The following is a 10547-nucleotide window of genomic DNA, read 5'->3' on the forward strand; positions in this document are numbered from 1 at the left end:
GTATCGACGGGGACGAGCGAGCCTTGGCTACCAGCGCAGCGTGATCCCGCCGACGGCGTTGCCACCGCCCCGTACTGCGGACGCTTCGTGGCCAGACATCACCGGGTTCCTTCGAGGATGCCTCGGCCTTCAGGCCGGGGAGGAATCGGACTCCTGCGGAGCAGGGCAGGAAACGGGTGTTCGCCCCAAGGGCGAAACACCGTCCACCTGATTTGGGTAAGCTGCACACCGTGCTGATCGAGAGCCAAGACAGCACATGCACCTCCAAGCTTTGCTGTATCAAACCGGGCTGTTTTCGACCCGGCTGGTGTTGATCGCGGAAGACCTGTGGGGTCGCTGACCCGCAGGCAGCGTGAGCCAGGAATCCCCCTGCTTTAGCTGGGGGAGGATTCAAGCGCCTTTGCCGGGATGAGCAGGACGGAGCAGACCGTCGCCCGGCCACAGGACGCGCCCGGCTTCCGCCAAGGCCAATTGCTTGCCGACCTCGACCAGGACCTCGATCCGGTCGGCGGGCCCCCACGTCTGATATCGCGCGGCCGCCGGGTCGTAGGCCCGGACTCGGCTGTGCGGACCGGAGCACACCAGGGAACGGGCGATGTATGGCAGGTCCAGGCCGAGGGCGTCGCACGCGCGGTCGTGGATGAGCTGGACCAGGTCTACGGTGACCGCCTCCCAGTCGCCGACCTCCGGCCAGCGCGCGCCGCCGTCCAGTTCGTGGGTGAGGGTGGACAGCGGCACGATCTCGCCCTGCCGGCGCCCCCGGGTGAGGCGGTCGTAGATGCGGGCGCCGTCGGGTTGCCTTACGCGCGGGTGGAGCAGGGAGGCTGCGGCCACCAGCGAGGTGTTGATCTCCTGGGCGGCGGCCGGGTGGTAGGCCTCATGGGCGAAGAGCAGATACACCTGGCGGGCCTGCTCTTCGAGACCGTCTTGGGGCATGTGCGATTCCTCCTTCATCGACGCGATGGGAGTCGAATGGCCGGCTGAGTGACGGGGCCTGGGCGGATAGGGGCCCAGCGGCTCCTCTGCGTCGGCCCGGTCGTGCCGGACGGACGGTGCGCCGTCCTGCGTGGGCGTGACGATGTGGTGGGTCTGGACGGCGAGTTGCAGCATCAGCTGCTCCCGGGCGATGAGCTCGCCGGAGGCTGAGCGGGTGTCGTGGCGCTGGAGCAGGTCAGCTGTGTCGAACAGTTGGTGGTGGCCGGTCTCGACGGCGCGCCGCACCTCGGGGTGATCCCTGCCGGCGGCGGCTATGACGAGGCCGGCGTGCAGAGCGGCGAGGCGCTGCAGGTAGCGGCAGGCGGCTTCGGCCTCGACGATCCGGACCCTCTCGCCGGTACGGGCCTTAAGCGGGTCGCTCGAGTGCTCCACGAGGAGCGGGGCCAGGACGGCTGCCGGCAGCACGATGCCGAAGGGGACACTGTGAAGGATCGCGAGGACGGCCGCCGGCAGAGCAAGGACCGCGACGGCGGCTGCAGCGGTCCGTACGGCCACCGGGCCGAGGCGGATCCGGTGTGCGGAACTCCTGGCCAGCCAGCGCAGGCGAAGGCGCTGGGTACGGGTCGCGATCGGAGTGAACACGGCGATCCGGTGGGGCTGTTCGGGCAGGCTGCCGTCGGCCGGAACGCTCCAGTCGATCCACCCCCATCCGGCCTGTTCCCGAATCAGGACGGGTTCGCAGCCGGCTGCGCAGCCAGTGCAGACGTGGCCGCCGCGCACCGCGCGGGCCCGCTTCTTCTCCCATCGCTGGGGATGCTGCCCAAACGGGCTCAGCGGCTGAGCGATCCCGGACGTCGGCAAGGCAGGGGTGGTCATGGTGTGCTCCGTTCCGGCAGGCAGGTGGATGCGGTGGCGCAGGCGGTGCAACGGCCGTTGCCGTCGGGGTGGGCGCGTCGGGGTGTCGGCCCTGGGCAGGTTCGACACAGCGGCCAGCCCAGGCAGGCCGGGCAGAGGTCTTCGCCCAGGGCGGTGCCGGGTACGCCGCAGCCGGCGCACTCGACGAGCGCCCGGTAGGTCAGGGCCTCGGTCACTGTGCGGGCCGCGCACACTGTGGAAGTCCGCTCGGTCACCGGCCACGCGGGCAGCTCGTCCTGCAGGACGCGGCCGCCGTGGTGCAGGCTGTCCCGAGCGGCGGGCGGCGGATAGGCCTGAGCGGCCCGCAGGCGGGCGGCAATGATCGCGCCGACCGAGGTCCGCAGCGGGTTCGGCAACGGCCGACCGGTGATGACATGGCGCAGCTGCTCCCTGCTCCAGCCGGACTCCATCATCACGGTGGCCACGCGCCCCTGATCGGTCAGCGCCTTTCCTGTCAGCAGGAGTTCGGGATGGCTCGCTGCGATTTCAAGCAGGAGCCGGAGCCCTGGATGCATCTCGTCCGCCGGGACAGCGGCTGGCAGGGATGCTGGTGTGTCCGGACGGCTCGCTCCTGGGGGCGTCGCAACGTCGGCGCGGTCGCACGGACGGAGGGGTCTGGTCTTCTGCTTCGTGGTGTTCTTGCTGTTGGTGTTCTTAGTGGGGCGGTGAACCGATGTCGGGTCATCCACCGGTGGAAGACCCGACATCGGCTCGGACCTGGTGTTGTGCAGGCTGGGCAGGTCGGTGATGACGTACGCGGCCGCGCCGAGGGTGCCGTCGGGGTTGCGCTCGCGTTCCCGGAGCAGGAAGTCGTGCCTCTCCAGCTCCCTGAGACCGCTCTTCACGGCCGCCTCGCCGTCCCGGCCCCGGCGCGCCAGGTCTGCGACGCTTGTCCGCCAGCCGTCCCTGTGGGTGCTGATGAGTCCGAACAGGCCCTGGGCCTTGAACGACAGACGTCGGTCGCGGAAGAGGCCGTTGGCGATCTGGGTGAACTGGTCCGCCGCCATCACCCCCCGGCGGATCCCCGCCCCGGATACGGCCCCTGATCGGCTCGGCGTGCTCGGCGTGCTCGGCGTGCTCGGCGTGCTCGGCGTGCTCGGCGTGCTCGGCGTGCTCGGCGTGCTCGGCGTGCTCGGCGTGCTCGGCGCAGCGAAGACGCATGGCGTGTCCTTTGGCTGTGCGAGCACCGTGTCGAGGGGTGCCGGGCGGTCCGTGATCGAGTAGGCGATCTCGCCGAGCGTCCCGTCGTCGTGCCTCAGCTGTTCGCGGATGAGGTAGCCGTGCCTCTGCAGTTCGTTCAGGCCGGCGCGCACGGCGTCCCGCCCATCGGGTCCAGCGCGCACGAGGTCGGCGACCGTGACGTGCCAGCCGGCGACGTGGGTGCTGATGAAGCCGAAGATTCCCTTCGCCTTGAAGGAGAGCCGGGGGTCGCGGAAGAGGCTGTTGGCGATCTGGGTGAACTGATCCGCTGCCATCACCCCCCGGCGGATCCCCGCCCCGAAGCGGCTCATCGTGCTACCGCGCCTGCCATGAGCCTGCGGCGGCTGACGCCTTGGGGGCGCGCTGTGGGCCGGAGGCAGCCGGGGCCGCTGAGTGAAGAGACGTACGCGAGATCCATACGGTCAGCTCACCGGGCGCCACCGACCAGGCTGACGGCCACAGCCCCCGACCATCGGTCACGATCCGACACCATGCACGCGGGGCTGCCGTGGTCAGGCTCCTGGTCTGGCCGGCCATGGGCGTCCCCCGCGCGCTCAGAAGGGTTACGCGATGCTCACGCCGGACGAGCCGTCCGGCTGGGAGGGGGGTGTCGTGAAGTGGCCGAGATTCCCCGATCGTTCTTGGGTTCTTGATCACTGTCTGCCTAGAGTCCCCATTTGTGCCGACTTCTTGTGTCTGGCACGGACCTGCAAGGGGGAAGAACAGCGTGAACCGAGTCAAAAACACGGTGGGTGCCATAGCAGCCACAGTCCTACTCGGCGCCTTCAGCGTTCCGGCAGCTGCCACGACCAGCAGCACAGCCGAAGCGACTGCGGCGGCCAACCCGGCCTACCGGGTTCTCAAGCACCTCGACTACTCCGGTCCGGGCAAGGCGTCGTTACGCGTGGGCTACTACGACCGCGGACAGGACAAGGGCTTCGGCTGGAACAAGGTAAAGAAGAAGCACAACATCACGAAGTACTCCGCGGTCGAGTACATCGCCAAGTCACCGAACCGCAATAGGGTCGGCAACACGACGACCTATCACATGACGGGATATGCAGGGAAGTACCGGTGCCGCAACGGGGTGTGCACTCTCGTCAAGCAGTACAAGATGATTCTCTCGGTCAACGAGAAGGTGCAGCGTGACGGCCAGGACAAGGGCGTCATCACCATGTACTGCGTGGGTGTCGTCCGGTGCCCGAATTGGGTCAGCACGACCTTGGCCAAGGAGAACAACTCCCTTGCCGCATCCCCGGAGGAGACGACTCCGGAGGAAGACGCTCCCGACAACACCGAGGCCCCATCCGACGAGGGTGTGGACGAGGGCGACACCGAGGATGAGAACACGCCCGTGGATGGGAGGGCTCCGGCAGACGACGGCGACGCTACGGACGGCACCGAGACGTACCTGAGCTCCTACGAGCCACTGGCGAACTCCGTCCCCACCACAGCACTGGCAGTCGCGCCGGCTGCCTCCAGCAGTGAGAGGCTGATGGCCTCGTACAGCCCCCTCGCATGGACGATTCCTGTGTCCACCGCTGAAGACCGGTACCGCTACGTCGGGTCCTACACCCCACTGCGGTAGACGTCGATCCACTCTGGCCGCCCCCGCCCGCTCGGGGGCGGCTCTCCACCGCCCAGGAAGACACGATCGTGGCCGATCAGGACAGCGAATTCCTCACTCATGCCGCGGAGGTCACCTTTGACCTCGGTCTCGACAGTTTCCGTGTCACCAAGCTCACGCTCGGATCCCGCGCCATTGAATTCACTGAAGTCAGCGGAGAGTCAGAGCCGCCCGTCTATCTCGAGGGCGAGCCGCCCGGGGAGGGACGCGAGGCGCGCCGCATGTACGACTGGCAGCCCGCTGCCAGCGCGCCGGCCTGGATGAATATGGCATGGCTGCTCGATGACCTGGCTTCCTGGGTCGATCAGATGGCCGACGACCACATCACTTTGATCGGCATCGAGGCGCCGGAGTCGCACTGGTGCGATGTGCTGCTCCTTGACGGCGACAGCCGCTATCGAGTCCGGATGACACTGGCCGATCGACGCGAGATTTTGGACTTTCCCGGAATGTATCTGCGGGAGATGTTCATTGAGGGCCGCTATCGCGCCTACCTCGTCGAGGGCCAACCGGTCGTCGACCTGCGTGCTGTCCTCTGAAGGCTGCTCGTTCCCCCCTGAGGGCGGTGGCGGCAAGGCGGCCACCGCCCTCAGCCACCGGTCACGATCGGCAACCTGCGCACGGCACTGCCGTGGTCGGGCTCACGGTCGGGCCAACCACGGATGTTTGCCCGACGTCGAAAAGGCTGCGCATCGCGGTTGCGCAGCAACGGCGGGCGCTCGTCGCGCGGTGGCTGTGCAGGGGCGCCGCCATGTCTTGGGGCTGCGCACACGGCCCCCCGGGGTGCGCAGCCCCGGAGCGCTTGAGCCAGTTCCCGTCCCGCCGCCTTCAGCACGCCGACCCGTTCCGTCATGCCCGGGGCTCGTGGTCGGCTTCGTGGTCGGGGCGACCATGGGCTTTGTGTCCCCATCGTGACTGTGGTCGGGCTCTGGTGGTCGGTGGTCGGGTCGGGGCCTGCGGGTTTTCTCAAGGTCAGCAAGTACACGTTCTGACCTGGGAGTTCGACCATGTCTGTTGGCAAGCAAGCCTCGGGCAGCGAGGCCGCTGCTCCGATGGTTGCGGGGGCCCGGCTGGAGGCGATGCGACGCCGCGTCCGGCTTTCGCGCCTGGCTCTTTGGACCGTCATCGCGGCCGGCCCCGTCGCCCTGGGTGTCGCCATCACTTCCACCCCGGCCACGGTCGAGGCAGCCACGCCCACCAGGCCCGCCGCCGTGCGCACCTCGGTGGCCGCTGACCCGTCCGGCTATGCGCAGCTGTTCGTCGGCGCCTGGTTGCGCAGCAGTGCCGATGACGCCACGAGTGCGCAGGCGCGACTTGCGCAGTCGATGGGGCCGGACATCGAGTTGCCCGACCCTGCCGTCGGTGCGCAGTCCAAGCCGGCGTCCGTGACCACCGTGCGCAGTACGAAGCGCGCGAGCGATGCGTGGTCGGTGACGGTGGCTGCGCAGTACGCCGACGGAGCGGTGCGCTACTTCGCCGTCCCCATCCTGGTGGACCGTGCGGGCACAGCGTTCGCGGTGACTGCGCAGCCCGGCGTGGTGGCCGGCCCGGCCCGGATCGACGTGCCGGCGTCGTCGTACGGCGTGAGCGTCCCCGAAGGAGAACTGGCTTCCGCTGTCGCGGAGTTCCTCGGCGCGTACCTCACGGGGGCCGGGGAGGTGGAACGCTACCTCGCGCCCGGGGTGACGCTCCCGGCCGTCTCTGCCTCCCCGTATTCGACGGTCCGCCTCCAGCAGGTGCTCGCTGCCGAGAAGGCGGCAGCCGCCGAGCAGATACCGGGCGACGGCACCCGGGTGCACGTCTTTACCCAGGTGGAAGCCCAGGATGCGGCAGGACGGTGGCCGCTGGCCTACGAGGTCGTGCTGAAGGCCCGCTCGGGCCGGTGGGAAGTCGCCGCACTGGAGTCCGCAACCGCCCAGGCCGGGGGTGCCCGGTGAACACGGTGCACAGCCTGATGCTCGCCGGGGAGCTGAACGACCTCGGCGACAGCTGGATCGCCATGTTCAAGGAGTGGGCGACCAAGGGCCTGCAGGCCGGTCTGGTCGTCCTCGTGGTCGTCATCATGATCCAGAAGTTCAGTCTCAAGGCGGGGATCGGCGCCCTGATGCTGATGATCATCGCGCTGGGGCTGTACAACTCCCGCGAGGACCTTGCCGGCATGTTCGAGGACGAGGTCAAGAACCCGGCCAAGGGTGCGCCCGCGATCCCTGGCATCGTCCGTGCCCCCCATTCCGTCGTGTGGGAACACGCCGCAGGCTCGGGAGACCGACGGTGAGCGCGGCCGCCGCCGGGCGGGTGGGGCGCTTCTACACGTCGGCCCGCCGGCACCCGTGGGTGCTGGGGAAAGTGGCGGACTGGAAGATCCCGCTCGGCCCGTACACCCCGGCGCAGATCGCGGTCGCCGTGGGCGGCTGTTTCCTTCTCATCAAGAGCATCAGTTGGTGGTCGTGGATGGGGCCTGTCCCGATCGTGGCCTGGCTGCTGGCGGTCTGGGCGGTGCGCCGGCCGAAGGTCGGGGGCCGTGCACCGATGCAGGCGGCCGTGGGCTGGATGCTGCTGGGCCGGCAGCCTCGCGGAGGCCGGATCGGCGGCCACGCCGCACGCGACCGTGCTCCCCGCCCGCTCCTGGGCGGCTTCACCATCGAGGACGCGCTCTCCTCCACCACGACTAGCGCCTTCGCCCGTGCCGGGCGTCGGCCTGTCGGCCGGACACCGCGCCACAGTGCCACCTCAGTTCACCAGTCGGTAAGTCGGCGCCCGCCGTCGGCCGGCCCCGCGGCACCGCTGCCAGTGTCGGGTGTACAGCAGTTGCTGCACCTCGCCGAGCAGGCAGGGGGTGCGCGGTGAGGATCCCGATCCGGCACATCGCCGGACACCTGCTCTGGTCGGCGCACGGCAGCGTGTGGGCCCTCTACCGGCTGCACCCCGGCCCGGATGCCCTCGGCTGGACGGAGGAGACCGTTCAGGGCACCTACGTGCCCGCCGCCGTACGCGACGAACAGCTCGCCAAAATCACCCACCTGGTGCGCTCCCTGTCCGGTGCACCGCGTCTGTACGGGATGTGCGCGCAGGTCGATCCGGGCGAGGTCGCCCTCCGCATGATCGAGGGCATCGCACCGGCCGGCCCCTCTCACGATGACGGCCCGCATCCGTGGGTGGAGAACGTCGAGGCCACCCTGGACCTGCTGGACGAGCAGGAGATGCACCGCCGCACGCTGTGGCTCGCCGTACCGCTGCAGACCCAGACAGCCGGCCTGCAGGTGTCGGCATCGCTCGGAGCCATGCGGGCCGAACTCGGCCTGGTGCTGGGCGTCCGGCCCGCGCCGGTGGCGCGGCGTGAAGTGAACGCCTACCGCGAGCAGGCCTCCCGCGTGGAAGCCGCCCTCGCTGGCGGCATCGCCTTCCGCCCGGCCCGTCCGGCGGAAGTCGTGTGGATGGTCCAGCACGCCCTCCACCGCGGCCTGCCGGAGCCGCTCCTCGCTGAGGCGGAGAGCAGCAAGCTGTACGGCGGTCAGGTCCGCAAGGGCGTGCTCCACTCCCCCAGCTACGCCGACCTCGGCCAGGTGCGCCTGCAGGAAGGCGGCATCGACCCCGCCGTCGACGACGTCGACGATTTCACGAGCGCAGGCCACATCACGCGGTCGGGCCGCAGCACCTGGTGGCGGCTGAACACCTCCTCCCCGCTCAGGCGCCGCTGGCTGCAGGTCGAATCCGACGCCGGCGTGGGCTACCAGGCGCAGTTGGCGCTGGCCGAATGCCCGCCCCTGGTCAGCCAGGATGCCGCCGACCTGTTCGCCCAGCTCGAGACCTTGGACTTTCCCGTCGACTACACCGTCGACCTCACCCTGGTGCCCGCGGAGAAGGCCCGTGCCCAAGTTCGGCGCAAGAAGAACGAGCTGATCGACCAGGCCGACCAGTACGACGCCCGGCCCACCGGGATGCCCGCCTCCCTGACCGAGGCGGCCCGTGATCTGGGCGAGCTGGACGCCCGCCTGTCGCGCACGTCGGTCGAGGTCGAGGTGCAATCGGTGACCGTGCTCACGGTATGGGGGCCGAGCGCGGCCGTCTGTGACGCGCGAGCCCGGGCGCTGGCCGCGCTGCTCGGCGGGGCGGACTACCGGGCGGTGCGACCGGCCGGCCTGCAGGAAGCGTTGTTCACCCTGGGGCTGCCCGGCACGACCCGGCCCGGGCTGGTGCGGGAGTTCACCCAGCACCAGGTCTCCGAGGACTGGGCGCTGGGCGGCGCCTTCACGGTCGGCGAGGTCGGTGACCCGAACGGCATGTTCCTCGGCATCGACCTGGACAGCGGCACCACCCGCCCCGTGATGATCAACGTTGCGGACGCGCCCAAAGTGGATGCGTCCGCGTCCATGGGCATCGTCGGCGACCTCGGCGCGGGCAAGAGCGTCCTGGAGAAACTGATCGCGGAGGCGGTGTGGGCACGCGGCGGCTGCGCGATCTGCATCGACCGCACCCCGGTACGCGAATGGGCGACCTTCGCCCGCAGTGCCGCCAAGGGCCGCGTCCAGATCGTCGACGCCGCCCAGGCCGAGGTGTCGATCGACCCGCTGCGGATGTTCGACGGCCCCGAGGGCCGTCACTACGCCCTGTCCTACCTCACCCTCCAGCTCGGCATCGGCCCGATGAGCACCAGCGGCGCAGTCCTGCACCATGCCGTGGAACAGGCCGCCGCAAGCGATGCCCCCTCCATGCACCGGATGCTTCAGGTCCTCGAGAAGATGTCCGTGCAGGCGGCGGGCAAGCGGCAGGACGCGGCCGCCACCCTCGCCGGCCTCATCCGCGTGGTGGCGACCAACCCGCTGGCCCGGATGGTGTTCGACCCGACGCTGCCACCGGTGCGACTGGACGCCTCCAGCACCTCCGACATGATCGTCATCACCACGACGGGCCTGAAGCTGCCGCCGAAAGCGGCGTTCGACAAGCCCGAAGTCCTCCACCAGCAGCCCCTCGAAGCCCTGATCGGCCGCGCGGTGCTCTACCTGATCGCCGCGATCGCCCGCCAGACCGCGTTCGAGGATCCCGGGCGGTTCACCGCGGTGGTCCTGGACGAGCTGTACTGGCTCACCTCGTCCGCCGAGGGCACCGCCCTGGTCCACGAGATCCTCCACGACGGCCGCAAGCACGGCGCCGGCCTGCTCGCCGCTTCCCACGACGCCGCAGAGCTCGGACCCGACCGCGGTCTGATGGCCTACCGGGCGCTCGCCCGTACCGCGGACCGTGAACGTGCCCGCCGTGGCCTGGAGTTCGTGGGACTCGACCCCGATGATCCAGGCCTGCTGCGGCTGGTGACCACCGGCCTGTCCCCCGTCGGGCAGCGCGGCCGGGAGGGCGAGTTCCTGCTGACGTGCCCGCGGCAGAACACCGGCCGGGTGAAGGCCGTCATCCCTCGCATCACGCGGATCACGTCGTCCATCACCACCACCCCGGGACGCCGTGCAGAGCCGCCGACCGGCGCGGCGGCCTCCGCGGCCAGGCCGGAGGTACCGATCCGATGATCTCTGCATCCTGGGACCGCGCCCGGCATCTGCGTACGGCCGCCCGCATCGTCGCCGTGCTGGCTGTTGCCGCCTGTGTGCTCGTCCTGTCCGTCGCCATGAGCCTGCCGGAGACGTGGTGGCCGCGCACTGGGCAGGCCTTCGCCGCCGGCGCCGGCCCAGCCCGCGAGGACCCCTGCGGTCTCATCGTGGGACCCGCCAAGGCGTACTGCCGGCGCGACGCCGTGCACTCCGCTTCCTTCGCGCCCCGGGACACCGTCGGAGCAGCCTGTCGGCTGGTGCCGGCCGGGGCGGGCCTGGCCGTCCTTGCGATGTGGCGGCGCCGGAGCGCTGCTGGGCAAAGGCGGCGCTGA

At 70.0% G+C, this 10547-nt stretch carries 9 protein-coding genes; 7 read left to right on the plus strand and 2 right to left on the minus strand.

Annotated features, from left to right (window positions below; all coding sequences use genetic code 11):
- Nucleotides 1-390: 390 nt before the first annotated feature.
- Nucleotides 391-1812 carry a hypothetical protein gene (locus ACWD68_RS30580; protein WP_451809692.1) on the minus strand — a complete coding sequence of 474 codons (1422 nt, stop codon included), beginning with the start codon at nucleotides 1810-1812 and terminating at the stop codon, nucleotides 391-393.
- Entirely contained in the window at nucleotides 1809-3362 is a 1554-nt protein-coding gene (locus tag ACWD68_RS30585) for a hypothetical protein (RefSeq protein WP_451809693.1), read from the minus strand. The genes ACWD68_RS30580 and ACWD68_RS30585 overlap by 4 nt, the downstream gene beginning before the upstream one ends.
- A 416-nt stretch (nucleotides 3363-3778) precedes the next feature.
- Here ACWD68_RS30585 and ACWD68_RS30590 point away from each other — a divergent pair, with 416 nt between their 5' ends.
- From ACWD68_RS30590 to ACWD68_RS30620, 7 genes are all read left to right on the plus strand, one after another.
- Nucleotides 3779-4639, plus strand: coding sequence for a hypothetical protein (locus tag ACWD68_RS30590; protein WP_451809694.1), 861 nt, complete (start codon nucleotides 3779-3781; stop codon nucleotides 4637-4639).
- Between the two features lie 68 nt (nucleotides 4640-4707).
- Complete coding sequence (locus ACWD68_RS30595; RefSeq protein WP_451809695.1) at nucleotides 4708-5217, plus strand: hypothetical protein; 510 nt, start codon at nucleotides 4708-4710, stop codon at nucleotides 5215-5217.
- Between the two features lie 468 nt (nucleotides 5218-5685).
- Nucleotides 5686-6615, plus strand: a complete 930-nt coding sequence (locus tag ACWD68_RS30600; protein ID WP_451809696.1) for a conjugal transfer protein — start codon at nucleotides 5686-5688, stop codon at nucleotides 6613-6615.
- Nucleotides 6612-6953 (plus strand): hypothetical protein, encoded by a 342-nt coding sequence (locus ACWD68_RS30605; RefSeq protein ID WP_451809697.1) that lies wholly within the window; start codon nucleotides 6612-6614, stop codon nucleotides 6951-6953. The genes ACWD68_RS30600 and ACWD68_RS30605 overlap by 4 nt, the downstream gene beginning before the upstream one ends.
- On the plus strand, nucleotides 6950-7525 hold the full coding sequence (locus tag ACWD68_RS30610) for a hypothetical protein (protein WP_451809698.1): 576 nt from the start codon (nucleotides 6950-6952) through the stop codon (nucleotides 7523-7525). The genes ACWD68_RS30605 and ACWD68_RS30610 overlap by 4 nt, the downstream gene beginning before the upstream one ends.
- Nucleotides 7522-10194 carry an ATP-binding protein gene (locus tag ACWD68_RS30615; protein WP_451809699.1) on the plus strand — a complete coding sequence of 891 codons (2673 nt, stop codon included), beginning with the start codon at nucleotides 7522-7524 and terminating at the stop codon, nucleotides 10192-10194. The genes ACWD68_RS30610 and ACWD68_RS30615 overlap by 4 nt, the downstream gene beginning before the upstream one ends.
- The gene (locus tag ACWD68_RS30620) at nucleotides 10191-10547 is read left to right on the plus strand and encodes a hypothetical protein (RefSeq protein ID WP_451809700.1); all 357 of its coding nucleotides are present in this window, start codon (nucleotides 10191-10193) and stop codon (nucleotides 10545-10547) included. Before ACWD68_RS30615 ends, ACWD68_RS30620 begins: the two co-directional genes overlap by 4 nt.

It is taken from the genome of Streptomyces sp. NPDC005141 (assembly GCF_053599975.1).

Coding starts and splice junctions, on each gene's coding strand:
- ACWD68_RS30580 (WP_451809692.1), bottom strand. CDS start 1,812: ATGACCACCCCTGCCTTGCCGACGTCCGGGATCGCTCAGCCGCTGAGC.
- ACWD68_RS30585 (WP_451809693.1), bottom strand. CDS start 3,362: ATGAGCCGCTTCGGGGCGGGGATCCGCCGGGGGGTGATGGCAGCGGAT.
- ACWD68_RS30600 (WP_451809696.1), top strand. CDS start 5,686: ATGTCTGTTGGCAAGCAAGCCTCGGGCAGCGAGGCCGCTGCTCCGATG.
- ACWD68_RS30620 (WP_451809700.1), top strand. CDS start 10,191: ATGATCTCTGCATCCTGGGACCGCGCCCGGCATCTGCGTACGGCCGCC.